This is a genomic window from Streptosporangium canum (assembly GCF_900113865.1).
Lineage (GTDB): Bacteria > Actinomycetota > Actinomycetes > Streptosporangiales > Streptosporangiaceae > Streptosporangium > Streptosporangium canum.
Window position 1 is genome coordinate 253,027 of the sequence record NZ_FOQY01000001.1, and the last position, 18,940, is coordinate 271,966.

An 18,940-nucleotide genomic window follows, 5' to 3' on the forward strand; every position below is an offset into this window, starting at 1 on the left:
GTTCGCGCATGGTACGATCCGCGGCATGAGCGAGGAGTACGCCGTCCGCGCGTGGCGAGATGTGCTGGCCAAACATGCCGCTGCCGCCTGCGCGCTGGAGCGTGAGCTCTCCGAGCGACACCGGCTCGGGATGAGCGAGTTCGAGGTCCTGGAGCGGATGGTCGAGGGCGGCCAGGAGAAATACCGGGTCCAGGAGGTGGCCGACGCGGTCCACCTGAGCCAGAGCGCCTGCTCACGGCTGATCGCCCGCCTGGAGAAGTCGGGCCTGGTCTGCCGGGGCATGTGCGAGGCCGACCGGCGGGGCGTCTTCGTCCTCATCACCGACGAGGGCCGCGCGCGTCACGCGGCGGCGCTGACCACCCATCGCACCGTGCTGGCGGACATCTTCGGCCCCGAGCGGCCCACACACTCCGAGCAGCCCACACGGTCCGAACGCGCCGCCGTCCAGGCCTGAGCGCCTCACCGCCCGAGCCCGAACGGCCCGCCGTCCGAACGCGTGCCGCAGGACCCGCCGCCCCTGGGCGCCGCCGTACCCGGGCGGGTGCCAGAACGCCCCGGGAGGGCTCCGTGGGGCCGTCTCCCCTGCCTTGACAAGTCTCAGACGCCCCAGACGCGCCACCGGCGTCCGGACCCCTCTCCGGACCGTTCAGCCCCGCGGACAGGGCCGCCTCCCGGCCCTGCCGGGCGGGGAGGCGGTCCGTCGGGCGTCGCTCAGGCGGTGATGCGGTCGATCACCAGGGGGAGCAGACCGGGGTCGGCGGTCTCGCCGATCACGTAGGCGCCCTCCAGCGCGGCGAGCGCCCGCTCGAAGCGGGACGTCTCGTCGGCGTGCAGGGTCATCAGCGGCTGCCCCTCGCGGACCAGGTCGCCCGGCTTGGCGTGCAGCATGATGCCCGCGCCGAAGGACACCGGGTCCTCCTTGCGCTCACGGCCCGCGCCGAGCCGCCAGGCGGCCAGGCCCACGCCGTACGCGTCGAGTCCGGCCAGCACCCCGGACGAGGGCGCGGTGATCTCCAGGGTCTCGGCAGCCCTCGGCAGCAGGGCGTCCGGGTCGCCGCCCTGCGCGCTGATCATCCGGCGCCAGGCGTCCATCGCCGAACCGTCCTTCAGCGCCCGCTCCGGGTCCTTGCCCCCGGACAGGCCCGCGGCCTGCAGCATCTCGCGCGCCAGCCGTACGGTCAGCTCGACCACGTCGTCGGGCCCGCCGCCGGCGAGCACCTCGACGGACTCGGTGACCTCCAGGGCGTTGCCCACGGCGCGGCCCAGCGGCCGGTCCATGGCGGTGAGCAGCGCGACGGTCTCGACGCCGGCGTCGGTGCCCAGCTCGACCATGGTCGTGGCCAGCTCGCGGGCCCGCTCCACGGTCTTCATGAAGGCACCGGAGCCGACCTTGACGTCCAGCACCAGCGCCCCGGTGCCCTCCGCGATCTTCTTCGACATGATCGAGGAGGCGATCAGCGGGATCGACTCGACGGTGCCGGTGACGTCGCGCAGCGCGTAGAGCTTCTTGTCGGCCGGGGCCAGCCCGTCACCCGCCGCGCAGATGACCGCGCCGGCCGCACCGAGCACGTCGAGCATCTCCCGGTTGGACAGGGACGCCCGCCAGCCCGGGATGGACTCCAGCTTGTCCAGGGTGCCGCCGGTGTGGCCGAGTCCCCGGCCGGAGAGCTGGGGCACGTAGCCGCCGCACGCGGCGACCAGCGGGGCCAGCGGCAGCGTGATCTTGTCGCCGACGCCGCCGGTGGAGTGCTTGTCGGTGGTACGGCCGGGCAGCGCCGCCCAGTCCATCCGGGCCCCGGACCGGATCATGGCCTGGGTCCACTCGCCGATCTCCCGCCGGGTCATGCCGTTGAGCAGGATCGCCATCGCGAGGGAGGACATCTGCTCGTCGGCGACGACGCCCTTGGTGTAGGCGTCGATCACCCAGTCGATCTGCTCGACGGACAGCTCCCGGCCGTCCCGCTTGGTGACGATGACGTCGATCACGTCCATGCTCAAGCCCCCCGGCTCAGATCTTCGGGTCCGAAGGCGTACGGCAGGATCTCCGCCATCGGCTTGGGACCGTCCACGGTCTCCACGAGCAGCCCGGCACCGCCGAACTCGTACAGGAGCTGGCGGCACCGCCCGCACGGCATGAGCAGCTCCTCGTGCCCGTCCACGCAGGTGAAGGCGATCAGCCGGCCGCCGCCGGTGGCCTGCAGCGCGGACACCAGCCCGCACTCCGCGCACAGCCCGACGCCGTAGGAGGCGTTCTCCACGTTGCAGCCGGACACGATCCGGCCGTCGTCCACCAGCGCGGCGGCGCCGACGGGGAACTTGGAGTAGGGGGCGTAGGCGTTCGCCATGGCCCGTACGGCCTCCGCCTTCAGCGCGGCCCAGTCGATCAGGTCCATCAGTGCTGTTCCCCTCGGCGATAGCGCACACCGTCGGCCTTGGGCATTCGCAGGCTCTGCGAAGCCGCCGAAAGAACCAGCAGCGTCAGCACGTGCGGCGTGATGAAAACGAACTCGTTGGGCAGCTTGTCGACGGTCATCCAGAGCCAGAGCAGCACGATGGCGGCGAGCGAGGCCGCCACCGCGCCGGTGTACTGCCTGACACCGGGCTCGCCCGCGGCCAGGCGCCTGCGGACCTCCGCGCCGGTGTAGATGAGCAGCAGCAGTGCGCCGAAGAGCAGCAGCCCGGTGACGGCCTGGGAGCTGCGTAGCTGCAGGCCATCGGCATAGCCGAACAGGGAGGCGCCGGCGGCGAGACCGCCCGGCCGCCAGTTACCGAAGATCATTGCCGCCAGGCCGATGAACCCCCGGCCCGCGGTCTGCCCCTCGACGTACTTGGTGGTGACGAAGACCAGGAACACGCCGCCGAGACCGGCCAGCGCGCCCGAGATGACGGTCGCGACGTATTTGGTCAGGTAGACGTTGACACCCAGCGACTCCGCCGCCCACGGGTTCTCTCCGCAGGAGCGCAGCCGGAGCCCGAAGGCCGTGCGCCAGAGCACGAAGAACGTCAGCGGGATCAGCGCCACCGCCAGGATGACCAGCACGTTCACATCATGCGTGAGGCCGCGCAGGATCCCCGCGACATCCGAGATCAGGAACCAGTGCGTGCTCTCCAGCTTCCCGAGCAGATCGGGACCGTCGGACAGGAGCGGCAGGCTGACGCTCGGCGCCTCGGAGGCGAGTGTGGGCGACGTCGTGATGCCCGCGCCCTTCTCGGCCGCGGGCGTGCCCTGGGCGTACAGCACCTCGGACAGGAAGCGGGTGACGCCCGGCCCCAGGAGGTTGATCGCCACGCCGCTGATGATGTGGTCGACGCCGAACGACACGGTCGCGATCGCGTGGATCAGGCCGCCGAGCGCCCCGCCGATCAGACCGGCGATCAGCGCCGCGGCGGCTCCCCACTGGTAGCCGGCCCATCCGGCGAACCAGGTGCCGAGCACCATCATGCCTTCGAGGCCGATGTTGACGATGCCCGCCCGCTCGGCCCACAGGCCGCCGAGTCCGGCCAGCGCGATGGGCACGGCGAGCAGCAGGGCCGCCGCGAACGTTCCCGACGAGGTGAGATCGGGGGCGTCCGCGACGACGCGGGCGAGCGACAGGAGCAGGATGAGCAGCGCCACACCGATGAGCGCCAGATGGTAACGGCGCACACGGCGGGCCTCGGAGGCTGCCACGGACGTGGTCATGCGGCCACCTCTGCTTGGGCTTGGCTGGTGGTGTCGAGTTGGCGGGCGGCCCGCCGTTCCTCCTGGCGCATCGACATCCGGCTGGTGATCTCGTTGGCGATCACGACCAGGAGCACGATCGTGCCCTGGATGATGGCGATGACCGAGGGCGGGATGTCGGCGAACTGGAGCGGGGCGGCGGCCCGGTCGAGGAAGCCGAAGAGCAGCGCGGCCACCGCGATGCCGACCGGCTTGTTCCTGCCGAGCAGGGCGACCGCGATGCCGAGGAAGCCGAGGCCCGCGGTGAAGTTCGAGCCGTAGGCGTGGGTGCGGCCGAGGATCTCCGGCATGCCGATGAGGCCGGCGATGGCGCCGGAGAGGACCATCGCGGAGATCACCATGCGCTTGGGGTTGACCCCCGAGGCGAGGGCGGCCGAGGCGTTCAGGCCGCTGGCCTTGAGCTCGAAGCCGAACCTGGTCCGTTCGAGCACCACCCAGATGATCACACCCACCAGGATCGCGACGGTCAGGAAGCCCCACAGGCCACCGCGCGGGGCCGGCAGGCCGAACATCTCGAACAGGAAGTTCAGGTTGGGGAACCAGGCCGACTCGGGCAGCTGCGGGGTGGACGTCGTGAGCTGGCCGGCCTCCCGCTCCCCGGTGAACGGGCCCCGGACCAGGAAGGCGGCGAGGTTGATCGCGATGTAGTTGAGCATGATCGTGGAGATCACCTCGTTCACGCCGCGCGTCACCTTGAGCACGGCCGGAATCAGCGCGTAGAGACCGCCCACCAGCATCGCCACGACGACGATCAACGTGATCTGGATCGGGCCGGGCAGCACGAACTGGGAGCCCACGAACGCGGCGACGATCGCCGCGATGCGGTACTGGCCCTCGATGCCGATGTTGAAGAGGTTCATCCGGAAACCGATGGCGACCGCGAGACCGGCGATGAACAGCGGGACGGCGCGGTTGAGGATGAAGGCGACGGCGGTGGCCACCTGCGCCTGGGTGTCGCCGAAGTCGAACATCGCCTCCAGGGCGGTGATCGGGCTGGCCTCGGCCGCGAGGATCGCGACACTCGATATCGCGACGGCCAGCAGGACCGCCACCGCCGCGCCCGCCAGGGTCAGCAGCGTGCGTTGCAGCCTCGCGGGCATCATGACTGCTCCTCGGCGATGGCGCCGGTCATGTATCCGCCGAGCTGCTCGGGGGTGACCTGACTCGGGTCGAGGCGGGCGACCATGCGCCCGCTGTAGATGACGTGAAGACTGTCCGACAGGCCGATCAGCTCGTCGAGGTCGGCGGAGATCAGCAGTACGGCGAGACCCGCGGCGCGGGCGGTGCGCAGGTGGTCCCAGATCGCGGCCTGGGCGCCGACGTCCACCCCACGGGTCGGATGGGCGGCGATGAGGAACTTCGGCGCACCGCTCATCTCCCGCCCGACGATCAGCTTCTGCTGGTTTCCGCCGGAGAGCGCCAGGGCGAGGGTGTCGATGCTCGGCGTACGGACGTCGTATTCGGCGACGATGCGCTCGGTGTCCTTGCGCGAGGCCGTGCGGTTCACCCAGATCCCCTTGCGGGCGGGCTCCCTGGTCTGGTGGCCGAGCACCCGGTTCTCCCACAGGGGCGCCTCCAGCAGGAGTCCCTGGCGGTGCCGGTCCTCCGGGATGTAGCCGATCCCGGCCTCACGCCGGCGGAGCGTCGACCAGGTGGTGATGTCGTCCTCGCCGAGGACGATCCGTCCCCGGCTGAGCGTCTGCAGGCCCATAATGGCCTCGATCAGCTCGGACTGGCCGTTGCCCTCGACCCCCGCGATGCCCACGACCTCGCCGGCGCGCACCGGGAAGCTGACGTCCTCCAGGAGCGGCTTGGCGGCTCCCCGCTGGACCGTCACGTCCCGCACGTCGAGCACGACGCGGTCGGTGACCGTGGACTCCCGGGTCTCCGGGGTGGGCAGCTCGCTGCCCACCATCAGCTCGGCGAGCTGCCGGGCGGTGACCGAGGCGGGATCGACGGCGGCGACCGTGGTACCGCGCCTGATCACCGTGATCGCGTCGGCGATGCTCAGCACCTCGTCGAGCTTGTGCGAGATGAAGATGACGGTGAGGCCCTCGGCCTTGAGCTCGCGCAGGTTGGCGAAGAGCTCGTCGACCTCCTGCGGCACGAGGACGGCCGTGGGCTCGTCGAGGATGAGGATGCGGGCGCCGCGGTACAGGACCTTGAGGATCTCCACCCGCTGCCGGTCACCGACGCCGAGGTCCTCGACGATCCTGTCGGGGTCGACCCGGAGCCCGTGGCTCTCGGCCAGCTGGTTGATGCGCTTGCGCGCGCCCGCGGTGTCCAGCAGGCCGCCCTTGCCCGGCTCGGCGCCGAGGACGATGTTCTCCAGCACCGTGAGGTAGTCGGCCAGCATGAAGTGCTGGTGCACCATTCCGATCCCCGCCGCGATCGCGTCGCTGGGAGTGCGGAAGTTGACGTCCTCGCCGTGGACGCGGATCCTGCCCTCGTCGGGCCGCTGCATGCCATACAGGATCTTCATCAGCGTGGACTTGCCGGCGCCGTTCTCACCCACGATGGCGTGGACCGTACCGGGTTCGACGGCGATCCGGATGTCATGGTTGGCGACGACACCGGGGAAGCGCTTGGTGATTCCCTCCAGCTCCACGGCGGGTGGCGCCGCGGCGAGGGTGTCCGAGCTCGTCGACAATGCGTTCTCCTGGAGAGCCTGGCCGGCTCACGGAATCGTGGTGGAGAGAGGGAGGAAGGCGAGGGGCCAGGGTGTGGCCCTCGCCTTCCGGGGGACGTTCCCCCGCGTATCCGGCCGGATACGCGGGGGAACGGATTCACGGCTTCGCCGGAACGGTGACCGAACCGTCGACGATCTTCTTCTTGGCCTCGTCGACCTTGGCGGCGACGTCGTCGATGAACCCGCCGGAGGTGGACAGGCCCACGCCGTCGACCTTCAGGTCGTAGACGGTGTTGGAGCCGCCCTTGGCGCCGCCCTGGAAGGCCTTGATGAACTCGAACACGCCGACGTCGACGCGCTTGATCATGGAGGTCATGATGACCTTCTTGAGGTCGGCCTCCTTGACCGTCTCGTACTGGTCGGAGTCGACGCCGATGGCCTGCTTGCCTGCCGCGGCCGCCGCCTGGAAGACGCCCAGGCCCGAGTCGCCGGAGGCGTGGTAGACGATGTCCGCGCCGTCCTGGTACATCTTCTCGGCGGCGATCTTGCCCTTGTCCGGGGCCTTGAAGCCGCTGAAGTCGCCATCGGGGGTCAGGTACTTGACGTCGATCTTGATGTCCGACTTGACCGACTTGGCGCCCGCCTCGAAGCCGGCCTGGAACTTCTTGATCAGGTCGTTCTCGACGCCGCCGACGAAGCCCAGGTGGCTGGACTTGCTCTTGTCGGCCGCCGCCACGCCCGCCAGGTAGGAGCCCTGCTCCTCGGCGAAGAGCAGACCGGTCACGTTCGGCGCGTTGGAGGCCGAGTCGACCACCGCGAACTGGATGTCCGGGTATTCGGTGGCGGCCGCCTTGATGTCCTCGCCGTAGGCGAAGCCGACGCCGATGATCGGGTTGTAGCCCGCGTTGGCGAGCTGGCGGAGCAGATCACCGCGGTTGGAACCGTCCGCGGCGGGGCTGAGGTCCTTGATCTCGGCGCCCAGTTCCTTCTGCGCACGCTCCAGGCCCGCGTAGGCCGAGTCGTTGAAGGACTTGTCGCCGCGGCCGCCGACGTCGAAGGCGAGACCGATCTTGAGGCCGGCCGCCTTGGGGGCCTCGCTGCTCGCCCCCTGGGTCTCGGTGCTCGCTCCCGAATCGCCGCTGCCGCCACCACACGCGGCCGCAGCCATGAGCATGGCCCCCGCCGTAGTGGCCATTGCCATCTTGCCGAACCGACTGCGAAGCAAGGTGACTCCTCCGTCTCTCCGCCGTACCAAATTTTGTGCACGCGCGAAGAAACGCACGGCAACCCTGCACGGAAGATAGTTGGTCGGATAGAGCACTCCAAACCAGCACCCGAGTCCGCAACCTGCCTGTTACCGACCTCATTCGCGACTGTGACCAGAGCGGACGCCGCCCGACGGGACCTCCGGCCGGGGTGCATCCGCCACGGCGGGCCCGCCACCCGGCCCGCCAGGCCGACGTGAGACACCTCATCCCGCTACCTGTCGAGCCCCCTCCCCGCCGATGACACCCACGACGGACCGCCCGGCCCTCCACCTTCGCCGGCCCGTCGGGAGACATCGGGCACAGGGCTCGGCCCACTTCCTTGGCACATGCCTCTTAATACACGCTCCGGCCTTTCCGCGAAAGGTCCGCGCACGGATTCACCATTCGATTCCAGAAAGGCTCTCTCCGTACGGAAACGACTACGTCAGGCAACGACGCCCATACCGTTGACAATTCGGGGACCACACTTTTACATAAGAGAGGTTGATCATGGCGATGGCCTCCGCGGAGCGCCGTTCACATGGTCGGCCATGCGCTCGTGGACGTGCGACAACCGAAGGGAATTCGGCTATGGCTATGCGGAAGATCAGATCAGCCATGACGGCTCTGGCCGGCGCGGGGTTGCTTCTGACGGCGAGCGTCGTCACAGCTCCGGGCGCCCAGGCGGAAGTCTGGGACTGCCATGTCTCCTACGACAGCGAGGAAGCCTCGGCGTGGTGCAACGGGGGCTATGGGACCTACCGGGTGAAAGCCAATTGCGCTTCGCCCAGATATCCGTACAACATCACGATTTACGGCCCGACCAAGAGCAAACTCCGGGACCAGGATTACGGCCCCTTCTCCAGCGTGGCGGCGAGCGACTATAACTGCAACATCACCAGCGCGACTTATCAGATCTTCTGAGAACGGGCCCGGGTCGCGTATCCCCGATCCGGTTCACCGGTGATTGTCAGGCATGACCGCCCGGGTCCTCGGTATGAAAGCCCGTTGACCCCGGGCGGTCAGCGCGCTACTTGTCCAGGTTCAGTGCCACGAGCGGCTCGCTGACGCTGGGACGCCGCCCCTCCCAGAGAGCGGTCAGCGCGGTCGCCGCCAGGAACCGCACGCCGGTGCCGATGCAGGTCTCGTCCACGTCGAAGGTGCCCTGGTGGATGTCAGCCAGGTGGACCGAGCCCGGCTTACGGGTGCCCAGCCGGGCGTAAGCGCCGGGGATGGACTCCAGGTACCAGCCGAAGTCCTCGCCGCCGAGGCTCTGCGGCGTCGGCACGGGAGCGCCCTCGCCGAGCACGCCGACCGCGGCCTCGGTCAGCATCTGCACACTGACCTCGTCGTTGACCACCGGCGGCACGCCGCGGGCGTAGTCCATCCGGGCCTCGACGCCGTAGGCGCCCGCGACCGAGTCGAGCAGCTCCTTGATCAGGTCGGGGGCCGCGTGCCAGGCCTCCTCGTCCAGGCAGCGCACGGTGCCCTCGGCGACGCCGTCGTCCGGGATCGCGTTGGCCACCGAGCCCGCCTCGACCCGGCCCCAGACCAGGCTCAGCGACGAGCGCGGGTCCACCCGGCGCGAGAGCCCGGCCGGCAGCTCCGTGAGGATCTTGGCGAGGGCGAAGACCAGGTCGGCGGTGAGATGGGGCCGGGCGGTGTGCCCGCCGGGGCCGGTCACCCGGATCGAGACCCTGTCGCAGGCGGAGGTGATCGGCCCGGTCTTCAGGCCCACCTTGCCGACGTCCGTCCGGGGGTCGCAGTGCAGGCCGAAGATCCGGTCGACGCCGCTGATGCCGCCCGAGGCCATGACCTCCAGCGCCCCGCCGGGAAGCTCCTCGGCGGGCTGGAAGATCAGCCGGACCCGGCCGGGCAGCAGCCCGGCCGCCGCCTGCTGGGCCAGGAAGAGCCCGGTGCCGACCAGGATGGTGGTGTGCACGTCGTGACCGCAGGCGTGGCAGACACCGGGGACGGTGGAGCTGTAGGGCACGTCCTTCTCGTCCGGCACGGGAAGCGCGTCGATGTCGGCCCGCAGCGCCACGGTCGGCCCGTCACCGCTGCCGACCTCGCAGATCAGGCCGGTGCCACGCGGCAGGACCGAGGGCACGAGACCGGCCGCGGTCAGACGGTCGGCGACACGCTGCGTCGTGCGGTATTCGGCGAACGCGAGCTCGGGGTGCATGTGCAGGTCACGACGGAAGTCGATCAGTTCCTGCTCACGCCCGGCGAGGAACGTGTCGAGTTCTCCCCGAAAATTACGCCCCCGCATTGGTCACCGTCCTATCCGCGCCAGCAGCCTGAATCCTCGACGCACCGTGCCACTGCCCAGAATCACGTGATCCATGAGACAGCCCGAAAAAAAGTGATCGTCGCACCGGTGGGCCGGAGTGGGTGCCATGGGCCACGCCAGTGCGACTGATGAACCGTCGGCACAGGAGGGCGGACCAGTGTGAGGCCACCGGGCGTGCTGACGATGACATCGACTTTATCTCTCCTCCACGGCCCCTCGCCGACATCTGAGCCAAATGTTTTGCCGTCCCATCCCCTACTCCGGTGACTCCTGACCCACACGGACCAGAGGCGATGGCCCGGATGGGCTAGGGGCGGTAGCCGTACCGGGTGGTGCCGCGGCGGCGGTGGCCGCTTCCGGCCCCGTTGAAACCTCGGCGACCTGGCAATTTACGTGACCTCAGGTGCCAGTCATCGAACCCGAGGGAGTGATGCAAACCGGAAGAATGCGTGCTTCACTCCGCATATGATCACTAATATCCCGTTCGGGGAGAAGCATTCCAGATTAAGCATCTTCGAACCGAACGAGGGGACCCTGGTGGTCATCCCGTCACTCTCGCTCCCTCAGGACGAGCTGCGCAGGATCACCGGCGCCCTGTGCTACGAGGAGCGGCTGCTGTTCCTCCTGCTCACCCTCAGGCAGCCGGACGTCGAGGTCGTCTACCTGTCCTCGGCTCCGGTCGACACCGCGATCGTGGACTACTACCTGGGCTTCCTCGACGACCCCGACGAGGCGCGCACCCGCCTGCAAATGATCAGTTTGGATGATCCGCACACGGGGCCGCTCACCGTGTCGCTGCTGCGCCGCCCGGATGTCGTCGCGCGGATCCGCGCGGCGCTCGGCCGTACGGCGGGCGCCTGGATGGTGCCGTTCGTGGTCAGCGAGGCCGAGGAGCGGCTCGCCGAGATCCTCGGCCTGCCGATCTACGGCCCGGCCACCTCGCTGGCCCACCTCGGCTCCAAGAGCGGCGGACGCATGATCGCCGAGGAAGCGGGGGTGCCGATGGCCCGGGGCTTCGCCGACCTGCGGTCGCTGACCGAGGTGGAGCACGCGGCCCGTGCGCTGAGCCCCAGCGCCAAGCTGATGGTCAAGCTCAACAACAGCTACTCCGGGCTGGGCAACGCCGTCGTGATCAAGGATGAGCGGCCGCTCACCGCCTGCCACACGAGCTTCTCGGCGGCGGACGAGAACTGGACGACGTTCGCCGAGAAGATCGCCGAGCGGGGCGCGGTGATCGAGGAGTTCATCGAGGACCGGCCGTTGTACTCCCCCAGCGCCCTGGCCAGGATCACCCCCGGCGGCGCCTACGACGTGGTCGCCACCCACGAGCAGCTCCTCGGCGGCCCGAACGGCGACCTCTACCAGGGCTGCGCCTTCCCCGCCCGGCCGGAGTACCGGGCCCAGGTGGGCGAGTGCGCCGAGCGGATCGCCCGGGTCCTCGCCGGCCGGGGCGTGGTGGGCCTGTTCGGCATGGACTTCTTCGCCGTCAAGACCGACGCCGGCTACCGGGCCCTGCTGTGCGAGATCAACCTGCGGATCGGGGGCACCACGCACCCGTTCGGCGCCGCCCTGCTCACCACCGGCGCCTCCTACGACCCCGGCACCGGCACGCTCGTGCACGGCGGCCGGTCCAAGTACTACGTGGCGACCGACAACTGCACCGCCACCTGCCTGCGGGGCCGTACGCCCGCGGAGGTCGTCGAGCTGATCGACGACAGAGGTCTCGGCTTCGACCGCGAGGCCCGCACGGGCAACGTGCTGCACCTGCTCGGCGCGGTCCCGGAGTACGGCAAGCTCGGTTTCACCAGCATCGGCGACTCGGCCGAGGAGGCCGCCGAGCTACACCAGCGGACGCTTCGGGCGCTTAACCAGTCCGCGTAGGCCGATCACGCCCAGCACGACCGCCAGGACGAGGTTCACCGCGATCAGGATGCCGTGCACCACGTAGAAGGCCGTCGGGTGGCCGTCCGCGAGGTTGAAGCCGAGGCTGATCCACTCGAAGATCATGAAAGCGGCGAGGGCGACCAGGAATCCAGCGATCTTTCGCGACATTTGCATGACATCAGTATTCCGTTGCCTGCTCTGTTCCCAGGTCAGCGTGTGGGTCATCACATGCGAATCGGTACGAAGCTACCCTGAGATCACTATGGGGATGAAATACGTCGCGCCCGTTGGGGTGCTGCTCGCGGCGACCACCTTCCTGGGCGTTTCCGCGCACGCCGAGAGCGGGCCCGTCGGCGGTAAGGATCTCGGCGGCCGGGGCCTCGTCGTCCCGGCCGGAGTGAAGGCGCCTCCGAAGACGGCCGCGAAGTCCTACGTGATCGCGGACGCCGAGACCGGGGAGGTGCTCGCCGCCAAGGACCCCCACGGGCGCTACCTCCCGGCGAGCACGCTCAAGGCCCTGACCGCGCTCACCCTCATCCCCAAGCTCGACAAGGACCGGAAGGTCAAGCCGAGCAGCCGCGCCGTGAACGAGGAGGGCAGCGCCGTCGGCCTGGTCTCCAAACCCATCTACACCGTTGAGGACCTGTTCAAGGCGTTGATGCTGGTCTCGGGGAACGACTGCGCGATGGCGCTGGCCGAGGCCAACGGCGGCGTGGCCAAGACGCTGCAGGACATGAACGCCGAGGCCCAGCGGCTCCAGGCCTTCGACACGGTGGCCAAGACGCCGAGCGGGCTGGACAAGCCGGGCCAGAGCAGCTCCGCCTACGACCTGGCGCTGATCGCCCGGGCCGGGCTGGCCAATGACGATTTCCAGCGATATATCAGCACGAAGGTCGATAAGTTTCCCGCACCCAAGGGCTACTACGAGATCGGCAACCACAACAAGCTGCTCTGGCGCTACAAGGGCATGATCGGCGTCAAGAACGGCTGGACCTCCAAGGCCCTGGGCAGCTTCGTCGGCGCGGCCCGGCGGAACGGCCACACCGTCATCGTGTCGATCATGCGGCACAAGGGTTACTTCTGGGACGAGGTCGCCGACCTGCTCGACTGGGGCTTCGCCACCCGCGGCAAGGCCGTCCCGGTCGGCCGGCTGGTGGACCCGCTCCCCGAGCCCACCCCCCTGCCGACCGGTCCGGCCACCCCGCTCGCGACGCCCGCGCGTCCGGTGGCCTCGGCGCCCCCGACCGGCGGCACCGCGGGAGCCGCGTCCGGCTCCGGCGGGATCCCCGCCGTGGGCCTCTACGCGCTGGGCGCGGGCCTGCTCGGCGGCGTGATCTGGCTGGTGTACGGCATCCGCAGGCGGTCCCGCTAGACCTGCTCCCGCCTGCCCCGCCGCCTCGGGCGGGGAGCGCGGCGGCCGCCCCGCCCGAGGCGGCGGCCGCGCTACTGGACGGGGACGCCGCCGGTGGGGATCGGGGTGGGCTCGGGCGGAGGGCCGAGCGAGGCGGTCTCCGTCCAGGCCGCCGCGTAGAGGATCACGCGGGCCGAGAAGTTGATCCAGATCAGCAGCCCGACCATCACCGCGAACACCCCGTAGATGGGGTTGTTCAGCGTCCTCGACAGGATCAGCGCGGCGAGCTGCTTGAGAAGACCGAAGGCGAGCGCGCCCAGCAGCGCGCCGCGCAGCACCACCCGGAACGGCTGCCTCGACCGGCCCATCCAGCGCAGGACGATCACGAAGAGGACGGTGTCCGCCAGGATGCTGACGGCCAGGCCGACGAGCCAGATCGAGCCGCTGCCGATCACCGACTCCGACAGGCCCAGCCACTCGGACACGATCCCACTGGCCTGGGTGGCGAAACCGCCGACCAGCACCGAGGAGATCATCGTGATGCCGATCAGGATCAGGGCGGCCAGGTCACGGAGCTTGGCCAGGAAGAAGTTGAGGGGCGGCTCGGTGGTCATGGAGATCTCGCGCAGCGCGCCGCGCAGGGCGTCGACGGCGCCGAGCCCCGCGTAGAGCAGGCCGACCAGGCCGATGATCCCGGCGCTGGCCCGGGAGTCGGCGATCTGCTGGATCGGGAGCTGGTCGGCGAGGCCGGGCAGATACTGGTCGATGGCCTGCTGCAGGGTCCGGATGGCGTCCGGCCGGACGGACAGGAAGAAACCGAAGACCGCGAACGCCAGCGCGATGATGGGGAAGAACGACAGGAACGCGAAATAGGTCACCGCCCCGGCCAGCCGGTCACCGAACTGGATCTGGTACCGATGCACGGTCCTGATCAGATGATCGAACCAGGGCCACCGGACCCGGGTGGAGCCGACCTTCGACCGGCCCCACTCACGGAGCACCTCGATCCGTTCCTGCACGCTCGTCACTCGCGTCACCTACCCAATAACCGCCCCGCCGTACGTGGAGGAGACCACGTCCTGCGGGTGATCTCCGGCAGCGGCGGAGCGGCGGGCGGAACGAGCACCGGAGGGTCGGCGGACCGAACCCCGGGCAGGTCAGAGGATGGGCGGAACGAGCACCGGAGGATCGGCGGACCGAACCCCGGGCAGGTCAGGGGGTGGGCAGGAAACCCACCCGGTCGCGGACCTTGGCCATGGTCTCGGCGGCCACCGCGCGGGCCCGCGCGGCGCCGACGGCGAGCATCCTGTCGAGCTCGGCCTCGTCGGCCAGCAGCTTCTCGGTCCGCTCCCGGATCGGCGTGAAGGTGTCGACGACGGCCTCGGCCACGTCCTTCTTGAAGGCGCCGTACCCCTGCCCGGCGTAGCGGGCCTCAAGCTCGGGGATCGGCGTGCCGGTCAGCGCGGACTGGATGCGGAGCAGGTTGGTGACGCCGGGCTTGTTCTCGTCGTCGGCCAGGACCTCCGAGCCGGTGTCGGTGACCGCGCGCATGACCTTCTTGCGGAGCGGCCCCGGCTGCTCCAGCAGGTCCAGGATGCCGCCGGGCGAGGACGACGACTTGGACATCTTGGCCGTCGGGTCCTGCAGGTCGGTGATCTTCTCGACGCCCTCGACGATATGCGGCTTGGGCAGTGTGAAGGTCTCGCCGAAGCGGTGGTTGAAGCGCTGCGCGAGGTCGCGGGTGAGCTCCAGGTGCTGTTTCTGGTCGGCCCCGACCGGGACCTGGTCGGCCTGGTAGAGCAGGATGTCGGCGGCCTGCAGGATCGGGTAGGTGAACAGCCCGACGCTGGTGGAGCCCTCGCCGTATCTCGCCGACTTGTCCTTGAACTGGGTCATCCGGCCGGCCTCGCCCATGCCGGTGAGGCAGATCAGCACCCAGGCCAGCTCGCTGTGCTCGCGGACGTGGCTCTGCACGAAGACCGTGGAGCGCTCCGGGTCCAGACCGGCGGCGAAGAGCTGGGCGGCGGCGACCCTGCTGCGCCTGCGCAGCGTCTCCGGCTGGTAGTCCACCGTGATCGCGTGCAGGTCGACGACGCAGTAGAAAGCGTCGTAGCCCTCCTGCATCGCGACATACTGCCGCACGGCACCGAGGTAGTTGCCCAGGTGGAAGGAGTCGGCAGTGGGCTGGATTCCGGAGAGGACACGGGGACTGGCCATAGCAGGTAATTGTGTCAGGTGTCCGGAGTGAACGGCGCCTCCGGCCCGAAAGCGGCCGGCGTGTCCGGCGGCGAGGCGCCCCGGGCCCGAGTGCCCGGCGCGGAGTCCGGCGGGCAAGCGTCCGGTGTGCCCGGCGCGGAGTCCGGCGGAGGAGCGTGCGGTGTGCCCGGCGCGGAGTCCGGCGGAGGAGCGTGCGATGTGCCCGGCGGGGGAGTGTCCGGTGTGTCCGGCGGGACGGTCCGGCGCTTGATGCGGACCCGGGAGACCCGGCGGCCGTCCATGTCCGTGACCGACATCTCGAACCCGGGGATCTCCACCCGCTCCCCCAGCGTCGGCAGATGCCCCAGAGCCGCCATGACGAACCCGCCCAGGGTCTCGTAGGGGCCGTCGGCCAGCCGGATCCCGGTCTCGGTCGCCACCTCGTCGAGGTTGGCCAGCCCGTCGAGCTCGACCTCCCCGGCGGGCAGCACGACCTGCTCGTCCGCGACGTCGTGCTCGTCACGGATGTCGCCGATGAGCTCCTCGACCAGGTCCTCCAGGGTGACGATCCCGGCGGTGCCGCCGTACTCGTCGACCACGATCGCCAGGTGGTGCCCCTCCCCGCGCATCTCCGACAGCGTGGCCAGCACCCGCTTGCTGGTGGGGACCAGCTTGACCGGCCGGATCGGCACCAGCTCGCTGATCGGCTCGATCGACCCGGTCAGCACCGGATCCAGCAGGTCCCGGATGTGGATGAAGCCCACGATGTCATCGTAGGAGTCGCGGTAGACGGGGAAGCGGGAGTGCGGCATGGCCGCGGCCAGGACGGCCGCCTCGGCCAGCCGGGTGTCGACCGACATGAACTCCACCTCGGTGCGCGGCAGCATCACCTCGCGGAGCTGCCGCTTGCCCGCCGCGAAGACCTCCGCGATCAGGTGCCGCTCGTCCGCGGTGAGCTCCTGGTGGCCGGCCACCATGTCGCGCAGTTCCTCGGTGGAGATCTCCTCGCGGTCGGCCTCCGGGTCGCCGCCGAGCAGTTTGACCACGCCGTCGGTGGACTTGGACAGGGCCCAGATGATCGGCCGCGACAGCACGGCCATCCGGTCCAGGAACGGCGCGACCAGCAGCGAGATCCCCTCGGCCCGCTGCCGGGCGATCCGCTTGGGCGCGAGCTCTCCCAGCACCAGCGAGGCGTAGGAGATCGCCAGCGTCACCAGCACCAGGGAGAGGGGGGCCGAGACGGCTTCGGGCACGCCCCAGCCGTCCACGACCGGGATGAGGTCCTTGGCGAGGGTGTCGGCGCCGAACGCCGCCGACAGCATGGTCGCCACGGTGACGCCGATCTGCACCGCCGACAGGAACCGGTTGGGGTCGCGGGCGAGCTTGGCCGCCGTCGCCCCTCTACGGCCCCGGGTGTCGAGCCTGCGCACCTGGCTCTCCCTGAGGGAGACCATGGCCATCTCGGCGGCGGCGAAGAATCCCCCGATCAATACGAAAAGCATGACCAAGGCGGTGTTCGCCAGGACGCTGTTCACGAGACTGTCTCCGTCATGGCCGTCGCCCGTTCCGACTGTGGCCGATATTTGATGTGCCAGCATATGCTGGCAGTAGCCTTACAAAAATAAACACATTCAGACATCATCAAACAGGAGGCTCCGTGAAGCTGCTGGTCACCGGAGGCGCCGGATACATCGGGAGCGTCGTCGCGGCGCAACTCGTCGAGGCGGGCCACCAGGTCACCGTGCTGGACGACCTCTCCACCGGCCACGCGGACGCGGTGCCGGCCGGCGCCCGCTTCGTGGAAGGGTCGATCACCGAGGCCGCCGACGTGCTGCCCGGGATGGACGGCGTGCTCCACTTCGCGGCGAGGTCCCTGGTCGGGGAGTCGGTGGAGAGGCCCGGACTCTACTGGGCGCACAACCTCGGCGGGACCCTGGCCCTGCTCGACGCCATGCGGACCGCCGGGGTCGGCCGGATCGTGTTCTCCTCCACCGCCGCCACCTACGGCGAACCGGAGCGCTCCCCGGTCGTGGAGACCGACCCCACCCGGCCGACCAACCCCTACGGCGCGTCCAAACTGGCGGTCGACACCGCCCTGACCACCTTCGCCGGGCTGTACGGCCTGGCCGCGGTGAGCCTGCGCTACTTCAACGTGGGCGGCGCCCACACCGGCGGGGACGGGCGGGTCTACCGCGAACGGCACACCGTGGAGACCCACCTGATCCCCAACCTCCTCGCCGTCGCGCTCGGCGGGCGCGAGTCGGTCAATGTGTTCGGCACGGACTACCCGACCCCGGACGGGACATGCGTCCGCGACTACATCCATGTGGGCGATCTGGCACGGGCCCACCTGCTGGCCCTGGAGGCCTGCTCGCCGGGGGAACACAAGATCTACAACCTGGGCAACGGCACGGGTTTCTCGGTGCGCGAGGTCCTGGCGGTGTGCCGCGAGGTCACCGGGCACGAGATCCCGGCGGTCGTGCGCGAGCGCCGGGCCGGCGATCCGGCGGTGCTGGTGGCCTCCTCGGAGAAGATCCAGCGGGAGCTCGGCTGGAAGCCGGAGCATCCGTCCGTCCGGGACATCGTCGCCGACGCCTGGGCCGCCCTGCCCCGCTGACCGCAGCCCCGCGAGTCCCCGGACATCGATGATCAAGCGCCGTGACCCCGGGCCGCGCGGGGCTTTCCGCCGCCGGCCGCTCCCGTCCTCGATCTCCGTGGCCGATACGCCTAGCGCAGGTTGATACGGGCCATGTTGTTGGCGGGGCGGCGGTCGCCCACGTGGGTGGAGTAGACCGTCGCCTTGGCCCTCAGCGCGCGCCTGGGGGCGCGGAAGGCGAGGCGGAGGCTGACCCGCTTGCCGGAGCGGACCGCGCGCAGTTTGCAGCCGACCAGGCCGGGATACGACCGGCACCGCGCCCCCTTCGCCGACAGGAAGCGCGCCCTCTTGGTGTGGAAGAAGAGGGCGGCGTCACGGACGACCCGGGGCCCCCGGTTGCGGACCACGGCACCCATCATGAACAGCCGGCCGGCACGCGCCCTGCGCGACAGCCGGACCGCCAGGTCCGCCCCCTCGTCCACCGGGGTCAGCGTGTGGTCGGAGTTGTTCACCTCGTTCGCGTCGACGATCTCCGAGGAGAGCGTCGCGGTCGCCTCCAGCGGGCCGCGCGCCCCCGGACGGACCAGGCCGCTGATCGTCACCCCGCCGCTGGTCCCGGCCATGACGTCCTGCTGCGAGGCGCAGACCACCTCGCTGGCCGTCGCGCCCGGACGGCACTCGGCGACGTCGACGCGGAGGATCTCCACCCCTGCGGGCAGATTGATGGTGAGCAGGGGCAGCACGGCGTCCTCGGGCCCGGTGTTGTGCACCTCGGCCCGGTAGAGAAGCGGCTGCCCCGGTTGCGCGATCCTCGGCGAGGTCTCCAGCCGGACGGACAGATCCGCTCCGCTGACGTCCCTTTTCCCCGGCTCCGCCAGCACCACCCCGGGCACTCCGACGAGAGCAAGACTGACAATTCCCACGACGACCCGCGCCGCACCATGCGCCATGAACACCGATCCCCCGACCCTCAATGATCATTTAACGCCGGGGCGCGGTCTCACGGCACTATCGACACGCCGC

At 69.9% G+C, this 18,940-nt stretch carries 17 protein-coding genes; 5 read left to right on the forward strand and 12 right to left on the reverse strand.

Features of this window, described 5'->3' with window-relative positions; all coding sequences use genetic code 11:
* Nucleotides 1-25 precede the first annotated feature (25 nt).
* Nucleotides 26-454 carry a MarR family winged helix-turn-helix transcriptional regulator gene (locus BM085_RS01055; RefSeq protein ID WP_245789048.1) on the forward strand — a complete coding sequence of 143 codons (429 nt, stop codon included), beginning with the start codon at nt 26-28 and terminating at the stop codon, nt 452-454.
* Nucleotides 455-711: 257 nt separating this feature from the next.
* Here BM085_RS01055 and BM085_RS01060 read toward each other — a convergent pair whose 3' ends face one another.
* From BM085_RS01060 to BM085_RS01085, 6 genes are all read right to left on the reverse strand, one after another.
* Nucleotides 712-1,992, reverse strand: a complete 1,281-nt coding sequence (locus BM085_RS01060) for a thymidine phosphorylase (protein ID WP_093885163.1) — start codon at nt 1,990-1,992, stop codon at nt 712-714.
* A 2-nt stretch (nt 1,993-1,994) separates the two neighbouring features.
* Nucleotides 1,995-2,393 carry a cytidine deaminase gene (locus tag BM085_RS01065; protein ID WP_093885164.1) on the reverse strand — a complete coding sequence of 133 codons (399 nt, stop codon included), beginning with the start codon at nt 2,391-2,393 and terminating at the stop codon, nt 1,995-1,997.
* Nucleotides 2,393-3,682, reverse strand: coding sequence for an ABC transporter permease (locus BM085_RS01070; RefSeq protein ID WP_093885165.1), 1,290 nt, complete (start codon nt 3,680-3,682; stop codon nt 2,393-2,395). The genes BM085_RS01065 and BM085_RS01070 overlap by 1 nt, the downstream gene beginning before the upstream one ends.
* The gene (locus tag BM085_RS01075) at nt 3,679-4,824 is read right to left on the reverse strand and encodes an ABC transporter permease (protein WP_245789049.1); all 1,146 of its coding nucleotides are present in this window, start codon (nt 4,822-4,824) and stop codon (nt 3,679-3,681) included. Before BM085_RS01075 ends, BM085_RS01070 begins: the two co-directional genes overlap by 4 nt.
* Complete coding sequence (locus BM085_RS01080; protein ID WP_093885166.1) at nt 4,821-6,371, reverse strand: ABC transporter ATP-binding protein; 1,551 nt, start codon at nt 6,369-6,371, stop codon at nt 4,821-4,823. Before BM085_RS01080 ends, BM085_RS01075 begins: the two co-directional genes overlap by 4 nt.
* 136 nt (nt 6,372-6,507) lie before the next feature.
* Nucleotides 6,508-7,575 (reverse strand): BMP family lipoprotein, encoded by a 1,068-nt coding sequence (locus BM085_RS01085; RefSeq protein WP_093885167.1) that lies wholly within the window; start codon nt 7,573-7,575, stop codon nt 6,508-6,510.
* A 640-nt stretch (nt 7,576-8,215) separates the two neighbouring features.
* On the opposite strand from BM085_RS01085, the gene BM085_RS01090 reads away from it, so the two are divergent.
* On the forward strand, nt 8,216-8,521 hold the full coding sequence (locus tag BM085_RS01090) for a hypothetical protein (RefSeq protein ID WP_143120754.1): 306 nt from the start codon (nt 8,216-8,218) through the stop codon (nt 8,519-8,521).
* Between the two features lie 106 nt (nt 8,522-8,627).
* Here BM085_RS01090 and BM085_RS01095 read toward each other — a convergent pair whose 3' ends face one another.
* Entirely contained in the window at nt 8,628-9,869 is a 1,242-nt protein-coding gene (locus BM085_RS01095) for an amidohydrolase (protein WP_093885169.1), read from the reverse strand.
* A 486-nt stretch (nt 9,870-10,355) separates the two neighbouring features.
* Between BM085_RS01095 and BM085_RS01100 the strand changes: the two genes are divergently transcribed.
* Nucleotides 10,356-11,771 carry a peptide ligase PGM1-related protein gene (locus BM085_RS01100; RefSeq protein ID WP_093885170.1) on the forward strand — a complete coding sequence of 472 codons (1,416 nt, stop codon included), beginning with the start codon at nt 10,356-10,358 and terminating at the stop codon, nt 11,769-11,771.
* Here the strand turns inward: BM085_RS01100 and BM085_RS01105 are convergent.
* On the reverse strand, nt 11,730-11,948 hold the full coding sequence (locus BM085_RS01105; protein WP_093885171.1) for an SCO4848 family membrane protein: 219 nt from the start codon (nt 11,946-11,948) through the stop codon (nt 11,730-11,732). The two genes, BM085_RS01100 and BM085_RS01105, sit on opposite strands and share 42 nt — an antisense overlap.
* 94 nt (nt 11,949-12,042) lie before the next feature.
* Here BM085_RS01105 and BM085_RS01110 point away from each other — a divergent pair, with 94 nt between their 5' ends.
* Nucleotides 12,043-13,146: a D-alanyl-D-alanine carboxypeptidase family protein gene (locus BM085_RS01110; RefSeq protein WP_245789050.1), complete on the forward strand. Its 1,104-nt coding sequence runs from the start codon at nt 12,043-12,045 to the stop codon at nt 13,144-13,146.
* A 71-nt stretch (nt 13,147-13,217) separates the two neighbouring features.
* Here the strand turns inward: BM085_RS01110 and BM085_RS01115 are convergent, their stop codons facing one another.
* The 3 genes from BM085_RS01115 to BM085_RS01125 all read right to left on the reverse strand — a co-directional run bounded on the left by BM085_RS01115 (nt 13,218) and on the right by BM085_RS01125 (nt 16,823).
* The gene (locus BM085_RS01115) at nt 13,218-14,153 is read right to left on the reverse strand and encodes a YihY/virulence factor BrkB family protein (RefSeq protein WP_093885173.1); all 936 of its coding nucleotides are present in this window, start codon (nt 14,151-14,153) and stop codon (nt 13,218-13,220) included.
* A 184-nt stretch (nt 14,154-14,337) separates the two neighbouring features.
* The gene (trpS, locus tag BM085_RS01120) at nt 14,338-15,342 is read right to left on the reverse strand and encodes a tryptophan--tRNA ligase (protein ID WP_177244907.1); all 1,005 of its coding nucleotides are present in this window, start codon (nt 15,340-15,342) and stop codon (nt 14,338-14,340) included.
* 14 nt (nt 15,343-15,356) lie between these two features.
* Nucleotides 15,357-16,823, reverse strand: a complete 1,467-nt coding sequence (locus BM085_RS01125) for a hemolysin family protein (RefSeq protein ID WP_281249800.1) — start codon at nt 16,821-16,823, stop codon at nt 15,357-15,359.
* A gap of 155 nt (nt 16,824-16,978) precedes the next feature.
* Here BM085_RS01125 and galE point away from each other — a divergent pair, with 155 nt between their 5' ends.
* On the forward strand, nt 16,979-17,938 hold the full coding sequence (gene galE, locus BM085_RS01130) for a UDP-glucose 4-epimerase GalE (protein ID WP_093885175.1): 960 nt from the start codon (nt 16,979-16,981) through the stop codon (nt 17,936-17,938).
* Nucleotides 17,939-18,048: 110 nt separating this feature from the next.
* Here the strand turns inward: galE and BM085_RS01135 are convergent, their stop codons facing one another.
* Nucleotides 18,049-18,867 (reverse strand): DUF11 domain-containing protein, encoded by an 819-nt coding sequence (locus BM085_RS01135; RefSeq protein WP_143120755.1) that lies wholly within the window; start codon nt 18,865-18,867, stop codon nt 18,049-18,051.
* Nucleotides 18,868-18,940: the final 73 nt, after the last annotated feature.

Coding starts and splice junctions, on each gene's coding strand:
- BM085_RS01055 (WP_245789048.1), top strand. CDS start 26: ATGAGCGAGGAGTACGCCGTCCGCGCGTGGCGAGATGTGCTGGCCAAA.
- BM085_RS01060 (WP_093885163.1), bottom strand. CDS start 1,992: ATGGACGTGATCGACGTCATCGTCACCAAGCGGGACGGCCGGGAGCTG.
- BM085_RS01065 (WP_093885164.1), bottom strand. CDS start 2,393: ATGGACCTGATCGACTGGGCCGCGCTGAAGGCGGAGGCCGTACGGGCC.
- BM085_RS01070 (WP_093885165.1), bottom strand. CDS start 3,682: ATGACCACGTCCGTGGCAGCCTCCGAGGCCCGCCGTGTGCGCCGTTAC.
- BM085_RS01075 (WP_245789049.1), bottom strand. CDS start 4,824: ATGATGCCCGCGAGGCTGCAACGCACGCTGCTGACCCTGGCGGGCGCG.
- BM085_RS01090 (WP_143120754.1), top strand. CDS start 8,216: ATGACGGCTCTGGCCGGCGCGGGGTTGCTTCTGACGGCGAGCGTCGTC.
- BM085_RS01095 (WP_093885169.1), bottom strand. CDS start 9,869: ATGCGGGGGCGTAATTTTCGGGGAGAACTCGACACGTTCCTCGCCGGG.
- BM085_RS01100 (WP_093885170.1), top strand. CDS start 10,356: ATGATCACTAATATCCCGTTCGGGGAGAAGCATTCCAGATTAAGCATC.
- BM085_RS01105 (WP_093885171.1), bottom strand. CDS start 11,948: ATGCAAATGTCGCGAAAGATCGCTGGATTCCTGGTCGCCCTCGCCGCT.
- BM085_RS01110 (WP_245789050.1), top strand. CDS start 12,043: ATGAAATACGTCGCGCCCGTTGGGGTGCTGCTCGCGGCGACCACCTTC.
- trpS (WP_177244907.1), bottom strand. CDS start 15,342: ATGGCCAGTCCCCGTGTCCTCTCCGGAATCCAGCCCACTGCCGACTCC.
- BM085_RS01125 (WP_281249800.1), bottom strand. CDS start 16,823: ATGCTTTTCGTATTGATCGGGGGATTCTTCGCCGCCGCCGAGATGGCC.
- BM085_RS01135 (WP_143120755.1), bottom strand. CDS start 18,867: ATGGCGCATGGTGCGGCGCGGGTCGTCGTGGGAATTGTCAGTCTTGCT.